Here is a 15836-nt window from a genome sequence, read left to right on the forward strand (position 1 = left end):
TCCTCGGTTTCGAATAAGTCAATATCAGTTTACTATCGATTACATCTATATGGGAAAACTAATGTAATTATAAATCACAGATACGATCGATGGTTCGATCTCAGGCTAGACGAGCAGTACTCAAGACGATCGGTGGTATAGCGACTACAGCTGGTTTTGTCGGTGCCGTGGGTGGACAACAACGAGACAAGCACCGAAAGCAGGATCGTGGGACACGCTACGCGACGTTTAACGTGATCGAACTGGAAACAGAGCAAGTCCAAGAGCAAGGCGATCCGCAGGCCGAAGCGGCCGCCCGAGTCGTCCAAGAGGCTCAACCAGATATCCTCGTTATCAACGAACTCACTAACAATTTACAGCAGGGCAAATACACCGACAGAGCGAACATCGACGCCTTTGTCGACAACTACCTCAGCATCTCGCAACGGGATGACCTCGAGGGTATCGATTACGAACATACGCTTCAGCCAAAGAGTAATACTGGCGTTCTTCCCGAACGGGACTACGACTTCAATAAGGACGGAACCTTCGGCGAACGCCCAGGTGACGCGTACGGATTCGGGGAATATCCGGGTCACTATGCATTCGCGATCGCGAGCAAGTATCCGATCGACAAATCAAACATTCGTTCCTTCCGGAGATTTAAGTGGGCGGATATGCCTGGGAATCTCATTCCGATGGCGGGCGAAGAGTGTGTTGTGACAGAGACTGGGGATGACGAAACCGCACTCTACCTAACGGAGGAGGAACTCGATATCTATCGACTCTCCTCAAAGAACCACATTGATATTCCATTTGAGACCGAGGGAGGGACGGTTCACGGCTTGTTTGCACACCCGACTCCACCTGGCTTCGACGGCAGGAACAATTTCAACGGGAAGTGGAACCATGACGAAGTCCGGTTCTTCGCGGATTACGTCGCCGGTGAAGACTACATCTACGACGACAGTGGCGTCCACGGTGGACTTGATGAGAACGCCTCTTACGTCCTGATGGGCGACATGAATGCGGGCCCAGGTCTGGGTCGAGACGAGCGTCCACTCCACCCCGCACAGAAGTTCCTCCTCGGGAATGACGACTTCGACACTAGTCAACTCCCAAAGAGTCCGGGCGGGGCGCAACGCGGTCTCCCCACCGCAACACGATTCGGTGGTGATGTTGAGGGCGTTGTTGAACAGATCGATTACGTTCTTCCATCCCCTGATCTCGCGCTTCACGCCTCGTCGGTTGTCTGGCCGAGCAAAAACGCAACGAAGCGAAACCTCGGCAAGGATGTCAATACGGCCTCGGACCATCGGCTCGTCTGGGCTGACATCGAAACGACTCCCTCCCACTAAAGCGAATTCGATCCGTCTACCCGTGGTTTCGTTGTCAGGGTAGACCATTGCATTCCGTCATCGATAGTAGCGTACGACGTCGCTACTTCTCTCCTTGGTTTGAGACACTACTGTTTATCAAACTATATGAGAGTACATTCGGTCTACTTATAGATGAAGAGTGGATTGTTTGGGACCCGTTTGCTTCACTACCTCATGTGGATTTAACCGGCAGGAAATCAGGTTCAGTCTTCTTGTTTGTCCCCGTCGGTTGGGACATTGTCGATCGTATCGCGCGGACTACCAGATGGCACCTCTAGCTTGGTAGCGAGTACTGCCATCAATTTCCACGCTTGTTATCGCTGATCTAAATCAATTGTCTGGTGGGGTTCATCGCTAGCTAGACTGGAAATGAATGTGCTGAAGTTAGTATAATATGCTACCTTGTTTAGCACCTCGAGCGCCGAAAAGCGAACGAATGCGAGAATGAGGGAGGATCGAAAGCGTTCGCGGGAGTCAGTGAGCGTCAGCGAGGATATCCGTCACCCACATATCAGGGCGGGGTGGGTGCAAATCGCCCGTTGCAAGCACCGCATCCGGTGCCGCGAGACGATGACTGCACGGGCTCACATGGACCCGCGACGGACCCGCCACCGTCATTGTCCCAATAAGTCGCAGACAGTGCGGACAGCGTACTTCTACGTCATTCGGTAACCACCTCAACGCGGAGCGACCCACCGCAGTCGCCACAGCTGTACTGCTCGGAGTGTTTGACGACCTTTGAGCGCTGGAAGCGTGCAAGTTGTCCACCGCACTCCTCGCAAATCACCCACCAGTTCGGGGCCTTGAAGCGCTCACAATGCTGTGTTGTGTCGAGCGCGTCCGTCCACCGCTCGAACGTTCGTCCGTGGTCCGCGTTCCCGAACTCGTGATACTGCCATGCGTGAATCAATTCATGGCGCACCGTCGAACTGAATTACTCCCAGCCGTGTTGTTCGTCGGCCGTCCAGGTCAGTGCAATCGTGATTGCCGCTGTTGCAGGTTCGTACTTTGTGACGCCCGCCTGTCGTTGGGTCCGGTGTGAGACCTCCCAGTCAATTGTTTCGTCCGGCAGGTTGGGGAAGTGCTCGCCCGCGACATCCGTTGCATGCTGTTGTGCTCGGTCGAGCAGGGCCGTCGGTGTCTCCGGTGTATCGTCAGTCGTAGCGTTTGAGCGTTCCGTCAGCGTTCGCGGTCGGTGATATCCGAGAACGTCAATGATGTACCATAAATGACCCAGCAGAGGGATTCTTTGACGGACAGTTCATATTCGCATCTATGGATTCAATTTCCGAGTTAGTGTTGTGGGGAGTAGTGCAGTGATAATCCACTGCGCAGATGAAGAACCAGACTCGACACTCTCCTTTGAAAAAGGCACTCTCAGAGGTCGACTGGGAGGTGAGTAGTAATGGGAGACCTCTGGACGGCTCTTCAAACGCTCGCAGAAGTCTATAGTGGTGAAGACGCTGCCGAGGCTCGATCGACCCAATTGACACGCGGTCACACGGCCTTCGGATACTCGCCCCGGATCGACCGGGTGTTGGCGAGTCAGATCCGATACTTGGGCGGGGTCTCCTCGATTGGCCGACCGATGTCGTGCAACTGGCGGATGAGCTGGACGTGGATGAGTTCGCCGTGATCGGTGTCTCAGGTGGTGGCCCATACGCGCTCGCGTGTGCCTACACGATCCCAGAACGACTCACCGCAGTAACGATAGTCTCTGGAGTCGCACCGCTGGATACGCCGGACGCAATCGGCGAGATCAGCCTCATCGAACAACTCCCGATCCGGACAAGTCGTCGGTCTCCAAGAATATCCCGGTGCTTCCTCGGTGACGTCGCAGAGGAGTATCGCGTGTGTGGTGAACCGTGGGGGTTCGATGTCGTAGACATCGCCCTCGATATTGATGTGTGGTACGGTACGCGAGACTGGTCACTCTCAGCGTATCACGCAACCATTATCGCCTCTCAACTGCCAAACGCAACTCTCCATACGCTCCCGAATACGAGCCACCTTGGAAGCGTCGCTAATCACAACAATGAGATTCTCGCATCTCTCACCAGATCAATGCGTTCGGAGTCGCTCACCTGATCGATCATACAGCACCCTTCCATAAAACCAAGCAGATAATGGGTTCTAGCGGTTCCCTCGTTTAATCTCCTTGTCTGTCTACTGTTCGCGCTCTGTCTTGGAGATTTAGAGAAGAGTAGAGTGACAAAAAGCTAGGGCATAGTTAGTTCGACAGTTCTTTTCGTCAAGTTCGTACGCATGGCCAACACGGGAAGTCCCCCCTCCGACTACTGTCTGTGCGTGAAGATCAATGCGCGATCGTCTTCAACGCCGACGCAGAGGTCGAGTTGCAACGAGAGGTTGAGGCTCGTCGGGTTCTGCTTGCAGACGACGAGGTCTTCGAATGGTTCGTCGCATGCCGGACACGGCACTGAAACCGTGTTCTGGTACGACTTGATCGACTGGTTCTCCTCTTGGGGCGTTAGTGACGACACCAGGGACTTGAGGTCTACCTCGTCCATGCCCGTCGAAACGAAGTTCTCCCTCATAAACGCTCTGCAGGTTCAGGCCGAACAGTCTGGGACCGAATCCCCACTCGGTCGATTCGCCGTGCATCACTCCACTACAAAGGAAGGAAAGACACGAAAGAGCATGAAAAATACGCGCCCGATATCTCGCACGCCCGCTGAAACATATCCACGGTTGAGAATTTCGTCGAGTACGAAGGGTACTGATTCACCTGAACAAGATGAAGAAACATTTGTAAATCCGCTCCCCGAGGATGAAATACAATCAATTTCGTTGCTGTTCAAACCTCGGGAATAATGCCTAATTGGCGCATCAGACTGACATTGTCCGCATAGAGATAGAGATCTACGATTCTCCTGTTTTCAATACGAAAGACACCAGCATTCTCCAGGATAATCTCGTTGCCCGTCGGTTTGACTCCCATGATTTCCCCCTCGTGCGTACCAGTCAAGGTATGCCGGTATACGACGGTATGCCCTTCAGCAACGCATCCATCTTCTGTGACGGTGAGGTCGGGGAATGCAGTGAAGAAGTCTGCATTCCCTGCTTTAAACTCCTCGCGGCTTTGGAATGATTCCCCATTTCCGGTTGCGTATTCCGTGTAGTCCTCAGCCAGATAGTTGTCAGCGGTCTCTATGTTTTTCTCGTTGAAAACCTCCTCCATGAGGTGACGCACAATCTCCTTGTTTTCTGCTTCCCTCTGACGCTGCTCGGTCATTGTTTTTGCCTAAGGAGAGGTTCGTTGTCACTACAGATAAGATGTCTCGCTCTTCTACGAATTCGTTACTGGATAAAAAGGACAAAAGCGCTGGTCCCCTGCTCTCTTCAGTAGGTCTCTGGAATCACCCAGAAGACTCTAGTTCAGAATCACCTCGGCAGACTTCCATCATCTCAATAATGACAGATTATACATCAATTACTGTAGCCATTTATTTAACAATATCCGTTATCTTATAAAGGGGGCCTGCGAACCTGGAGAAATGATGCACGTAAACGTCCCTCTGGTGCTCGGCGGACAAGGTCCGCTTGTCTCACTGCTCGCCGGAGTTATCGCCGTCGTCTTTCTCCTAGTCGTACTTGACCTTCCAGCATTCGTCGGACTCGTCATCGCGACGTTCGTCGTCGGAACAGTCTCTCCGCAAGTCCCGTTGGGCAATGTCGTGAGTAAAACGGCCGCCGGATTCGGTGACGGGATGGCCGGGATCGGAATCCCAATTCTGATGGCAGCGATCATCGGGAAAGCGATGACCGAGAGCGGTGCGGCAGACCGCATCGTTCGCGCATTCGGCACGCTGAGCAATGGCAAAACCGAAATTTCTTTGTTCGGCAGCAGTTTCGTGATGGCGATTCCCGTGTTCTTCGACAACGTCTTTTACTTGCTCGCCCCCCTTGCCCGGTCCGCTCGGTCACGGACAGGCGGGAATTACACGCTTTACATCGTGGTCCTCGCCGCCGGTGGGGTGGTAACACACGGATTCATCCCGCCGACGCCGGGACCCTTGCTCGCGGTCGATAATATCGGCTCCAATCTCGGGACCACGATGCTTGTCGGCGTCGTCGTCGGACTCCCGACCGCACTCGTGTCGGGATTGGCCTACGGTCACTGGATCAACCGACGATTGGACATCCCGCTCCGGGACGCGATGGGGACGACGGTCACGGAAATCGAAGAAGTGGCCACGACGCCGATAGACCAGCTTCCCGGTCTGTTCGAGTCACTCCTGCCGATAATTCTCGCCGTTGGACTCGTGGGCGCCGCCACGACCGTCGATACGTTGTTCTCCGATAACACGTTTGCGTCCGCTGTGACGGGATACGTGGGCGATCCAAACTTTGCCCTGACCGCGGCTGCGATGGCGGCGGCAGCCACGTACTTCCGTATCAGCGACATAGGCCGGTCGGAGTTCTCCGACGAGTTGACCGACGCCCTAAAAAGCGGCGGCAACATCGCCGCGATCACCGCCGCCGGGGGTGCTTTCGGAGTTATGTTGCAGGCAGCAGGTGCCGGCGATTACATCGCTGGTGGACTCAAAGGCGTCGGATTCGGGCTGCTCGTCACGGCATGGATCATCGCGGCCGGCGTACGCGTCGTTCAGGGATCGGCAACCGTCGCTATCGTGACTACGTCCGGAATCATGGCCCCGTTCGCCAGTCAACTCTCCGTCAACCCGGCGTACCTCGTAATGGCGATCGGTGCCGGAGCCTCGATCTTTTCGTGGTATAACGACAGCGGCTTCTGGATCGTCAAAGAAATCGGCGGTCTCACGCAAAAAGAGACACTCAAAACGTGGACGGTGGTCACCACCTTGGTCGGCGTCATCGGTCTCATCACCACATTGATCGTCTCACGAATATTACCGCTCGCTTGAGGAAACCTCCTTTTCAGTCGATCCGTTCTGTTCAACTTTAACTTTCTTCGAGGAGAGAATCCCGCCGTTTACGGCGTTGACGAGACGGGGTGCGTCTCGTTCGTACACCAGAACGTGAAGCCCTGCCGTTTACGACGGGGAGGATGCAACTCTCATCTACTGTACTTCATAGCAACTGGGGAAAGCTATCTGTCGGCAGTGGAGGTGTTGGCTTCTCCGATATATCGACCTCGTTCTAGCGATATCGATACCTGCAAAACATTGACAAAGGACTTAACAAACGATACCACTTGGTTCATCTATGGTAGAGATACTCTTTCTCATTGGACTTGCCGTTGCGATTTTTGTAGGCTTCAATGTTGGAGGTTCGAATACGGGCGTTGCGTTCGGTCCTGCAGTTGGGAGCAACACGATTTCAAAGGTCGGTGCTGCATCTCTCATGAGTATCTGTGCTCTTGTTGGCGGATGGACAGTTGGTCGGAATGTCATCAATACAATGGGTGGCGAAATCGTTCCGAGCCGATTTTTCACTCTGGAAGCGAGTATTGCGATTCTCTTTTTTATTGGATTGGCGTTGTTTCTCTCGAATATCGTCGGTGTCCCTGCCTCGACTTCGATGACCGGTGTGCCGCCGGACGCCCGCGATACCAATCTCGTCTTCTAACACCTCTCCCTCTTCCCGCACATGAGTGTCGGGGAGAACGTTGGGTACGGCTTGAAAAAAGAGGGCGTGGACGCGAATGAACGCGACGAACGCGTTACTCGCTATCTCGAACTCGTGGATCTCGGCGGGTATAAAGAGCGCAATCCCGCCGAACTTTCGGGAGGTCAACAGCAGCGTGTCGCGCTCGCACGCGCACTCGTCAACGAGCCGAGCGTCCTCCTGTTGGATGAACCACTTTCGAGCCTCGACCGAAAGTTGCGCAAACAGATGCAAGTCGAGCTCCGGAAAATACACGAAAAGACACAAGGGGCGTTCTTCTACGTCACCCACGACCAAGAGGTCGCCATGACGCTTTCCGATAGAATGGCCGTGATGAACGAAGGACGGATCGAACAGATCGGGACCCCGGAAGACATCTATCGCAACCCGGCGAGTCCGTTCGTCGCGAACTTCATCGGCGACACGAATCTGTTCGAAGGGCGAGCGCGAACCGAGAATGGGGCGACGACCATCGACGTAGGAGATGGGAGTTTTTCGTTTCGATACGACGACGAAATCTCTGATGGCTCGGTGATCGTTTCGATTCGCCCAGAGGACTTCTCCATAGCGAATACCGATGGCATGCTCGAAGGAACTATCGTCGAACGCTACTTCCAGGGCGACCAAACCAACTATACCGTCGAAGCCGATTCCGACTCACTTCCCGATGTACGCGTCGTCGTACAGGGCCGGGACACACCGGTATCGCGTGGCGAACGTGCCGCATTTGACGTTCAACCGCGTGCACCGGTCGTCTTCGAACAGGATGTTCCGGAGCCACGTTCGAGCCCATCGACTCCGACCGACTGACTGGAAAATCGGCGCGGCGGCCGATATTTCGTACTCTGCAAGTGGGTAGCCCCCTAATCGGCGCAGCGATAGAAAGTGATTCGGTCCAGATGGGAATTAATTTGCTAATTCCGTTCATTGTTTCGGTCGGTTTGAACGACGTTGAAGCATCACACTTTGTTCGCGTTAGGGCTAAGTCGATAATTTCTCCCTCCCCGCTCTCACGTACGGCCAGCACGGGAACCCACCGAAGCCGTCGCAGTCGCAGTCACAGTTTTCGGGTTCGATCTCGTCGTCGATGAAGACGGTGTCTTGGTGGGCTGCGGGGTGCTCGTGGATTTCATTGGTCACGTCGATCATTCCGGGGGGTATCGTCGGTCGCTACATCCGCGCTTTCTGTGAGTGTTCGCTGGTTGGTGATCTCTGAGACCGTCAATCGACGTGGCATGGATAAAAAAGATTGATGCGGTGCGTGAGTAGGTCATCGGGGATATTGAAACTGGTACGCATGTCTAACCCTCAACTCCTGGCCGAAAAATTGGAAGTTGCGATCCTTAACTGGTATTACGTAGGGGCTAGAACCGTGCTAACAGTATTTTTGCACCCTCTCGTCGTGTATATAGATGCAATGTGCCACTGTTTCGGCTCGATTGATGAACTGAACGAGCAAGAGCGTGAAGAACTGGTTGAAGAACACAATGTAGAAGAACTTCGCACTGAGCACACCGAGGACGAACTCGAGATGCTCGGCGTAACTGCCTGAAGCAGAAGCCGTCCCTCGGTAAGTGATTTATTTGCAAACCGTCTCAGATATTTCCTTGGACGATTTCTGCGATGTGTTCACGATCGAACAACGTTACGTTCTCGAACGAATCCGGGTAGATATCTTTCGCCGCCCGGTCGGTATGGTAGAAATTGATAATTGGTCCTTGGTCAAGGTAGCCAGCGTTGTAGATGGCACCGTCTTGAACTGCCTGTACACCGGTTGATCCATCTTCTTCCTGCAGTGGCTCGACAACTTCTGTTTGAAACTCAGATTCGGACGCTCCTCCGTAATTCCTCACTAGTAGTACCTCGGGGTTGATTTCGATCAAGGCTTCTAGATCGAGCGTCCCCCTGTCAGATAAACTGTAGTGCCCGACATCTGTCGCCGCAAGTGCATCGGTCAGACCGAGTTCGCGCCACTGCTTGGTGCTGACACCCCCGTCATCAAACCGAAACGGATAGAATTGGAACCCCCCTCCGTCGGCTGGGTATACCAGTAAGGCAGTCGGTCGCTGGCCGGCCGGTGGCAAGTGCTCACCGATCAAATTGAGCATATTCTCATGGAGTTTAACGAATGCTTGGTATCGATCCGTGCCTGAAAGACCTCAGCCATCAATCCGAAGGCCTCATAGAGGCTGTAGTAGCGGTAATCGTGCCAGTCGTCGCTATGACGACGGATAAAATTGCCAAAAAACGGGCCGAGGTTTTCCGCAATCTCATCGACGTCAGCTTGATCCCACCTGTACCAGAGTCGCAGGAGATGTGAGTCGATGAAATGAACGTCCGCATTCATTTGATAGAACAGTTCCTTACTTACGCTGTCTGTAACGAGTTCCACGATGTCGTCTGCATTAAATTCTATTCCGGGGAGTTCCTCGAAGGCCTCGTTTGCAAACCGGTCGTGGTTCTGGATGCCAAGTGTTTGTCCACCACCGAGTGCGAAGGCCATATCGGCAAAAGTTGGTAATAATGTGGTCCATCGTTCGGGTGGTCCGTCGAACTTGACTGCACCCATTGGTTCGATTTCAACGGTGTATGAACCATCTGACTCAGTCCCGGGATCTGTCTCCAAACTGTCCGTCTGTGTCGATTGAGCGGGCGACTCTGTAGGTTCATTCTCCGATTGGGGAGTGCCCGAACAGCCTGCAAGCAGACCGCTACCCATAACTGTCCCACCGTACTTCATGCAGTCACGCCGTGTCAGTACCTTAGGATGGCTGGAATCGTCCGTCATATGGTTTAGGCCCGCCTAAATACTTAAAAGCGTTCCGAATTTTAGGTTGACCAAAAGTGTCGGCGACGAGCACCGCAGCGCGGACACGCGCTGCCGTCAGCAGAACGCCAGCCGGTCAGTCTGATGTGCCGATGTAATCAGTGTACGGGTGTGCTGAAGCTGTGATCCAGTAGATGGTCACTATCAGCAGGTACTCCTAACTCGTTGGCTGAAACCGATCACCGCGTAAGGGGTTCAAGACGGACGAATAACTCGGATCAGGGTTCGATCGAACAATTACACGGGTGATTTGAGAGATCGTAGCGGAAGAAGTCTGATTTCTGGGGTGTTCGACGCGTTTCAAGATGAGTGACTGGTTCGATAACCAACGTAGAACGTGTGACGGCAGTGAGGTTGATCTCTCGAATTTGCTCGATTTAGACGATCGACTTCCTCTGGGCAGTATAAGCGATAGTAACTGTGTGGTGAGGCGTCCAGAGAAATTATTTACAAACGCTCAGTTGGTTAATGGTCGAAGTCGCCAGCGGCCATAGGCGACGAACGCTGCAAGGAGTCCCACTAGTAGCGGGAGCAGCGCGAGGAAACCACCTCCACCGATGAGGGTTATTATTGTCGCACCGATCATGATAATTACTAACCCGGCAGCGGCTAGTGGTGTGAGTCTTACCTGGATGTGAAGAAGACCGGGGAGAATGAGGCCGATTGCGCCGAGCACTTCGGTTACGCTGATAAATTGTAGGAATAAAATCGGCAATGGAACTAGCATTTGTGCTGAGAGGATCTCAACTGGCGTGATTAATTTCACAATGCCGGCAAATAGGAAGATGGCCGCAAGCAATCCCTGTACGAGCCATAGCGTATAGTGAAGAAACAAGGACCGTCGTCCTTTGGTAGTCTTATCAATGTCTTTCTCGGTTCTCGATAGTATGTTTGCTGTCATTCGTATCCCTCACTATTTCTCGATTACTAGCTTTAGTGTCAGACAGGCAATCCCCCGTCTAATGGCGGTAGACGTTGAATCTGGCGTCCAACCAGCTACTGTCAGTTGGCAATACTCCTGTGTCCTACCTGTACAAGTAGAAGAACGACCGGCAAAGGCATGGGAATGCTGCCGAAAAGGTTCGGTAGTCTATAACCCAGTCTGAACGGGGACACTCTCCCCATCGTGGAACTCAGACAGATGGCCTATTATCATCTACCTGCAAGTCCTACTCTGGGGATATTTAGGTTTGATAGACGAGCGAGACCACGTCGTTGTCGTACGATTTGGTCTGTTTGAGTCTCAGCTCGATCTCCTCATCAATAGTTCGAACAGCCGTTTCCCATCTCCGAGAATGACTGGGTGGAGCCAGATCCAATATTGATCGAAGCTCCCGGATCCAGACACTGTTGTACGATAGTAGCGCTCCCCAGAATCAGTGCTTCTATGTCCTGTTCTTTCAGCCATGCGAATTCACTTTTGTTCAAATCCTTGGTTCTATTGAATTTCTTTAACAGTGATTGCTTCGAGAGGTCGCACCGAAGACAGAGGTTATATCCGGTAAGCAGTCACCGTTCAGCTCACGTGCTCGAAAGCGGAACAGCCGTTCAGGAATGCGCGTGTGTGATTTGAATCGATCGACGAAGGAATTCCAGCACGAACGCCTCACCGCGTCACGGTTTCGAGAATACTTCCAGTTTCAAAGCGGGGCGCACGCCGTAGGAATCGAGATTGACGCGGGCGTAGTGACGGATGCTAGCGCGCGTGCCGATAAACACGGCACGTGACGGATCAGTCCCTTCGTCTTTGAGTTTACCTTGATTTCTCAGCCACCACCAGGAGCAGCCGTACTTTTCCCCATCCTCGTGTATGTAATCCTCGTCAACATTTTTGTCCATTACATACAGTTGGCAGCCATCGGACTTTTTCTTCTTCGCGAATTCCGTCCCTCTCGCACGAAGAATATCCTTGCCGTGTGTATCTGTCAGGCTGTTCACTTCAGCGACGTTGAGCAAAAAGACCTTGTCCTCTGTATCTGGACTCCCTTCTCCATGGTCCGTGCAGAGCGTCGTCTTGACGAATTCTTTTTCGGCGTCATCAAACGCGGCAGTATAAAACTCATCATTCAGCCATTGTCGCAGATCGCAGTCACGCCAGGAGATATTCATATTCTCGTTGTGATACCGCTTGCAGTCCAAAATGTACTCGCTCAAAATGAACAGTTCTTCACCGGACTTTCGGAGCACTCGCCACTGTATCGGTGTGCTATCGTTTCCGTCTGCCGTCTGCGGATAAGTGCCGAATGTGATGATTTCGCCGTGTGTTGTGCTCTGGTGCGGTTTGGTGCCAGGATTCTCGTCGTGCATCGTCAGTGTCTCTCTTGGAATTTTAGTGTTCTCGCCCCGTTCTTCTGCGTTGTTTCCATAGCAGGCTTACGCTCTCCTAACCGTTCAAAACCATATCCTCCTACCAACCATGCACTACTAACTATTGCTATTTATAAGTGAAACGGGCAGAAGATACAACTCATGACTCGAGGAGTTCTTTCAGGTTGGTGAGCACGAACGCAGTTGCGATGATGAGTCCTCCAATCGCGACACCGAGAATCCCCGCTACTGAGGCGTTCTGATTCGGCAGATGGCTAAATCCAAACTGAATGGACGAGAAAATCGCTGCAAGGACGATTGCAAGTATTGGCGTCAATCCGTTCCAGTCATTGAAACCTTCCGCAGCATTGGTCAGGATGTACCCTCGATACGCGAGTTCCTCTTCGATCCCGATCACGGCATAGAGGACGACTACTGCCAGAAACGTGATTGCAAACGGAACCGGGTCTCGGTTCCAGTCGTCCGGAACATACCGACAATCGTGATATACCCACCAACCAGTTGGATGATGAATATCGTGCTTACAAGTACCGTCCCGAGGCCGAATCCGAAGTCGATCAACCATTCACGGTCCATTTGCATCCCAAACTCGGTGAAATATCGTCGATCGAGAACGCGCCCAGCAGTCCAAATTAGGCCAACAGCGAGCACTCCGATCGTCACGAAATAGAACGCCCAATTTAGTGGTGATTGTGTTCTCTCCTCAGGAACTGAGAACAGCGTGGCCGAAGCGGTAAGGATGATGAACCAAATTCCGATTACGATGAGCAGACGCCATGGTGCCCGTAAACGCCGTTCTTCGTCGTTCCAGCATAGATGATAGAGTTTTGCCGGGAGCATTTCTGTTCGTGTCTGGTAAATCGACCAGCATGGGATACGATTGGTGCCGAACAGTTACGGCTGATTTAAGCAACTTCCCAATCTACTGTTCACTGGAGGGCATAGGGGTAACATGAAATCGAATCAGTCAAACGGAGAACCGGAACAACGATTGGATGAGACGGATCGTCACCCACCGATCTCGGAAGCGACGAGATACGCGACAGTCCTATTGATACCTGGTCCCGATAGATTTCATCCGGGTGACAAAGCACTCCATGACGAGCCAACAGTTACCCAAGAGTCGATTCCTCACATGACGCTCTTGAACGACGGGACGGTCGTTATGATGTACCAACTCCGTGGTGATCTCGAACGTGCCAAAGAGCTTCTCGATGCGAGCCCAGTCGCCATCAACTGTGGTATCGCTGGTAAGAATCGAGGGCTCGTGTATGTTCACTCGGATGCGGTCAACCCTGGCAAGTCTCTCCTTTTGGTACCTCATGAGTACAAAGTCATTCTCGATACACCACTCGAATACACGACCGAGGGCAACCTGCGCGTGACGTTGATCGGAGAATCGAGGCCCTTGAAGCGAGCGCTCGCCGTGTTATCCAACTCCTTCGACGTGCGGCTTGAAGAGACCGGCGAATACCACCCCGGGACGACGGACCTTATCTCTCTACTAACTGACCGACAACGCGAAATCCTTCGAATCGCTATCGAGCTAGGCTATTATGAAACTCCACGTCAGGCATCTCTCAGAGATATTGCAAACGAAGTAGAGCTCAGTGTTGCCACAGTGGGTGAACACCTCCAAAAAGTCGAAGCGAAAATTCTGCGTCGAGTTGGAGGATGATTTCGTCACCATCCATCGGAGTGTTCCTGTGGTCTATTCGAAACGGAGTGACGCGAATTTATTTACCGTTACTACTGGACAGTTCTTGCAGTGATTTCACCGAGTGTCATAGCATGCACGTGAGTGGGGGCTTCACAACCTCAGAGGATGAAAATGGTGCGTGCCTTTCTTCTAGGGAAGTGATGTTTGACACATCTCCTGACGACAGAGTGATTCTACAGTGACGATCGAACAGCGGCTGATTTAGGTTCAACTTCAACGCCACACACTATTCGGACGCTCTGGCGACGAACTCGCTAACGATTCTGTTTTCAGCCCGGCGAAGTAGCTTACTCATTGACGATTTGTTGATGTCGAACACTTCTGCTAACTCGGTGAGCGTGCAGCGCCGAGTCGCCTCGTAGTACCTTAGTAAGATGATCTCAAACGGATGCCGACTTCTGTTATTTCATCCAAATATTCCGATAATTGCCCTTGTGAAGCCGTTAGTTGGGCCGAATACCATCCGTTTTGAAGGCGAATGGAATACTGTGGAACAATTTCCGACGATTTGAGTGCCTCGTATGACTCTGTCATCCGGCTCGTGAACTGGAATACCACCATTTGATCATCCGCATGGAGTAGTTCGGATGACTCTACCTCGGATTTTTCTTCGATATTGCTCACAAGTCTCCCGACATCCGATGTCCGTACTTCGACGATTCCAAGCAGACCCCTATTTATAGGAATCGTCACTGACACGTTGAACGTCGCCTTCCGAAATTCTATTGAGGGAGCAGCCAACCAGTCCTTGACCTTCGCTGCGTCGATCTTCAGCCGTAGATGGGCGATCTCGTTGAACTCAGATACCTATATACTTAAACACGAAACCGGTTTCCAGCCGAGACTACGATGACCACAAACGAGCACTCCAATCAACCAAAGCGCAACTGGAATACAGTGTGGTCACGGTCGCCACCGATCCACAGATAGAAAGTGACAGCGACGGCCTCCCCCAGATGTACGTCTATACGGGAGAGTGGCTGTACAACACCCAGTTGCTCCGATCAGGCTATGCGCGAGTAGCAGACGGTGAGTTCAGTAGACGCGCGGAGTTTGAGCGAAAGCAACAGGAGGCCAAGCAGGGCGGCTACGGCCTGTGGAAGAACACGACAACAGCAGCATGAGCCCAGAAATCAAGTAAGTAACGAAACAATTAGAATGTAGTAACATATTGGTTGGTTATTATGTTGGAAAGAGAGACGAAATCAGGTTGCTTTCGATTCGTTGCAGATGCTCACTCACAGTTGCGGGAGCTACTGCAAGTTCAGCAGCGATCTCTTGATGGGTCGTCTGACGAGGTATCTCATAATAACCAGTTCTGACTGCTACATCCAGGATGTCACGCTGTCGTTCCGTTAACACCGATGTTGGTAAAAAGTCGATCTCCTGGAACTCACCTGTTCGTTTGAGAGATGTCTCGATTTCGGATGGAATCGCGTCGATTGCATTGGTAAGCGCGTGGCTCGTCCCGAGAAATGTGATTTGGGCACTCTGTTCTCCGTTCGTTCTAACGAATTGAACCGGCCATTTGAGAACGATTTCATTGTCGAATAAGACTGCAAGTAGGCTATCCATCAACTGGGATGATTTGTAGTGTACGTATATTATACCGTCTTTTGATATTTCAAAATTTACCACTTCAGGGATTCTCTGGAGGAGCTTCCGTGCCTGAGTAAGGTCTCCCCGTACTTGCGTCAGTTCTGTATAACCGGCATCATCGACGGAGTTGATGTAATGCAATGTTTCAATGTGCACATCTGGATTGTTAGCAAACCCGGTGCTCAGCGGATGAAGTTTGGCATTTCCCCATGTGAGAAGAAGCGTGGCATATCTCATGGTTCCTCTGTTAAGTGAGTATCAGATCAGGCCTTTCAGATGATCCCAGTGGAGAGAGTGCATATTCGATCCACAGGTGACACACTCGATCTATCCCTATGCATCCATAGTATATAAATCCCCCAAGCATACTCGGAGGTACACTCACTGTAGTTCGGTT

At 52.3% G+C, this 15836-nt stretch carries 15 protein-coding genes and 2 pseudogenes; 7 read left to right on the forward strand and 10 right to left on the reverse strand.

Translation table 11 applies throughout. The features are described from left to right. Nucleotides 1–233: 233 nt before the first annotated feature. A complete protein-coding gene (locus tag ACGYLY_RS20465) occupies nucleotides 234–1337 on the forward strand; it encodes an endonuclease/exonuclease/phosphatase family protein (protein ID WP_395284689.1) in 1104 nt (367 codons plus the stop codon). Nucleotides 1338–2019: 682 nt separating this feature from the next. Here ACGYLY_RS20465 and ACGYLY_RS20470 read toward each other — a convergent pair. Then, complete coding sequence (locus tag ACGYLY_RS20470; RefSeq protein ID WP_395284688.1) at nucleotides 2020–2280, reverse strand: hypothetical protein; 261 nt, start codon at nucleotides 2278–2280, stop codon at nucleotides 2020–2022. A 563-nt stretch (nucleotides 2281–2843) separates the two neighbouring features. On the opposite strand from ACGYLY_RS20470, the gene ACGYLY_RS20475 reads away from it, so the two are divergent. After that, on the forward strand, nucleotides 2844–3446 hold the full coding sequence (locus tag ACGYLY_RS20475; protein WP_395291279.1) for an alpha/beta fold hydrolase: 603 nt from the start codon (nucleotides 2844–2846) through the stop codon (nucleotides 3444–3446). 206 nt (nucleotides 3447–3652) lie between these two features. Here the strand turns inward: ACGYLY_RS20475 and ACGYLY_RS20480 are convergent, their stop codons facing one another. Together ACGYLY_RS20480 and ACGYLY_RS20485 are read right to left on the reverse strand one after the other, a co-directional pair. Next, nucleotides 3653–3886: a hypothetical protein gene (locus ACGYLY_RS20480; RefSeq protein WP_231187275.1), complete on the reverse strand. Its 234-nt coding sequence runs from the start codon at nucleotides 3884–3886 to the stop codon at nucleotides 3653–3655. 287 nt (nucleotides 3887–4173) lie between these two features. After that, a complete protein-coding gene (locus ACGYLY_RS20485; protein ID WP_395284687.1) occupies nucleotides 4174–4611 on the reverse strand; it encodes an ester cyclase in 438 nt (145 codons plus the stop codon). Nucleotides 4612–4873: 262 nt separating this feature from the next. Between ACGYLY_RS20485 and ACGYLY_RS20490 the strand changes: the two genes are divergently transcribed. Then, a complete protein-coding gene (locus tag ACGYLY_RS20490) occupies nucleotides 4874–6262 on the forward strand; it encodes a GntP family permease (RefSeq protein ID WP_395284686.1) in 1389 nt (462 codons plus the stop codon). Between the two features lie 301 nt (nucleotides 6263–6563). After that, nucleotides 6564–7775: pseudogene (locus ACGYLY_RS20495) on the forward strand (ATP-binding cassette domain-containing protein). A 171-nt stretch (nucleotides 7776–7946) separates the two neighbouring features. On the opposite strand, the gene ACGYLY_RS20500 reads toward ACGYLY_RS20495, so the two are convergent. Continuing rightward, entirely contained in the window at nucleotides 7947–8114 is a 168-nt protein-coding gene (locus ACGYLY_RS20500) for a hypothetical protein (RefSeq protein WP_395291272.1), read from the reverse strand. Between the two features lie 133 nt (nucleotides 8115–8247). Between ACGYLY_RS20500 and ACGYLY_RS20505 the strand changes: the two genes are divergently transcribed. Beyond that, nucleotides 8248–8517, forward strand: coding sequence for a hypothetical protein (locus ACGYLY_RS20505; protein WP_395284684.1), 270 nt, complete (start codon nucleotides 8248–8250; stop codon nucleotides 8515–8517). A 43-nt stretch (nucleotides 8518–8560) separates the two neighbouring features. Here the strand turns inward: ACGYLY_RS20505 and ACGYLY_RS20510 are convergent. The 4 genes and pseudogenes from ACGYLY_RS20510 to ACGYLY_RS20525 all read right to left on the reverse strand — a co-directional run bounded on the left by ACGYLY_RS20510 (nucleotide 8561) and on the right by ACGYLY_RS20525 (nucleotide 12685). After that, nucleotides 8561–9534: pseudogene (locus ACGYLY_RS20510) on the reverse strand (ABC transporter substrate-binding protein). A 715-nt stretch (nucleotides 9535–10249) separates the two neighbouring features. Continuing rightward, the gene (locus ACGYLY_RS20515) at nucleotides 10250–10693 is read right to left on the reverse strand and encodes a DoxX family protein (RefSeq protein ID WP_395284683.1); all 444 of its coding nucleotides are present in this window, start codon (nucleotides 10691–10693) and stop codon (nucleotides 10250–10252) included. A 713-nt stretch (nucleotides 10694–11406) separates the two neighbouring features. Next, nucleotides 11407–12099: a DUF6273 domain-containing protein gene (locus ACGYLY_RS20520; RefSeq protein ID WP_395284682.1), complete on the reverse strand. Its 693-nt coding sequence runs from the start codon at nucleotides 12097–12099 to the stop codon at nucleotides 11407–11409. A gap of 160 nt (nucleotides 12100–12259) precedes the next feature. Then, entirely contained in the window at nucleotides 12260–12685 is a 426-nt protein-coding gene (locus tag ACGYLY_RS20525; protein WP_395284681.1) for a lysostaphin resistance A-like protein, read from the reverse strand. Nucleotides 12686–13255: 570 nt separating this feature from the next. On the opposite strand from ACGYLY_RS20525, the gene ACGYLY_RS20530 reads away from it, so the two are divergent. Next, the gene (locus tag ACGYLY_RS20530; RefSeq protein WP_395284680.1) at nucleotides 13256–13798 is read left to right on the forward strand and encodes a helix-turn-helix domain-containing protein; all 543 of its coding nucleotides are present in this window, start codon (nucleotides 13256–13258) and stop codon (nucleotides 13796–13798) included. A gap of 268 nt (nucleotides 13799–14066) precedes the next feature. Here ACGYLY_RS20530 and ACGYLY_RS20535 read toward each other — a convergent pair whose 3' ends face one another. Then, nucleotides 14067–14159, reverse strand: a complete 93-nt coding sequence (locus ACGYLY_RS20535) for a hypothetical protein (RefSeq protein WP_395284679.1) — start codon at nucleotides 14157–14159, stop codon at nucleotides 14067–14069. Between the two features lie 490 nt (nucleotides 14160–14649). On the opposite strand from ACGYLY_RS20535, the gene ACGYLY_RS20540 reads away from it, so the two are divergent. Beyond that, nucleotides 14650–14964, forward strand: a complete 315-nt coding sequence (locus ACGYLY_RS20540; protein WP_395291280.1) for a thermonuclease family protein — start codon at nucleotides 14650–14652, stop codon at nucleotides 14962–14964. A gap of 58 nt (nucleotides 14965–15022) precedes the next feature. Here ACGYLY_RS20540 and ACGYLY_RS20545 read toward each other — a convergent pair whose 3' ends face one another. Further along, on the reverse strand, nucleotides 15023–15676 hold the full coding sequence (locus tag ACGYLY_RS20545; RefSeq protein ID WP_395284678.1) for a helix-turn-helix domain-containing protein: 654 nt from the start codon (nucleotides 15674–15676) through the stop codon (nucleotides 15023–15025). Between the last annotated feature and the right edge of the window lie 160 nt (nucleotides 15677–15836).

The sequence above is a fragment of the Haladaptatus sp. CMAA 1909 genome (assembly GCF_043952005.1).
In the GTDB taxonomy this organism is placed as follows: domain Archaea; phylum Halobacteriota; class Halobacteria; order Halobacteriales; family Haladaptataceae; genus Haladaptatus.

What these genes read in the sequence shown, in the direction of transcription:
- ACGYLY_RS20480 (WP_231187275.1), bottom strand. Translation starts at nt 3,886, where the DNA reads ATGGACGAGGTAGACCTCAAGTCCCTGGTGTCGTCACTAACGCCCCAA.
- ACGYLY_RS20485 (WP_395284687.1), bottom strand. Translation starts at nt 4,611, where the DNA reads ATGACCGAGCAGCGTCAGAGGGAAGCAGAAAACAAGGAGATTGTGCGT.
- ACGYLY_RS20490 (WP_395284686.1), top strand. Translation starts at nt 4,874, where the DNA reads ATGATGCACGTAAACGTCCCTCTGGTGCTCGGCGGACAAGGTCCGCTT.
- ACGYLY_RS20500 (WP_395291272.1), bottom strand. Translation starts at nt 8,114, where the DNA reads ATGATCGACGTGACCAATGAAATCCACGAGCACCCCGCAGCCCACCAA.
- ACGYLY_RS20515 (WP_395284683.1), bottom strand. Translation starts at nt 10,693, where the DNA reads ATGACAGCAAACATACTATCGAGAACCGAGAAAGACATTGATAAGACT.
- ACGYLY_RS20520 (WP_395284682.1), bottom strand. Translation starts at nt 12,099, where the DNA reads ATGCACGACGAGAATCCTGGCACCAAACCGCACCAGAGCACAACACAC.
- ACGYLY_RS20525 (WP_395284681.1), bottom strand. Translation starts at nt 12,685, where the DNA reads ATGGTTGATCGACTTCGGATTCGGCCTCGGGACGGTACTTGTAAGCAC.
- ACGYLY_RS20530 (WP_395284680.1), top strand. Translation starts at nt 13,256, where the DNA reads ATGACGCTCTTGAACGACGGGACGGTCGTTATGATGTACCAACTCCGT.
- ACGYLY_RS20545 (WP_395284678.1), bottom strand. Translation starts at nt 15,676, where the DNA reads ATGAGATATGCCACGCTTCTTCTCACATGGGGAAATGCCAAACTTCAT.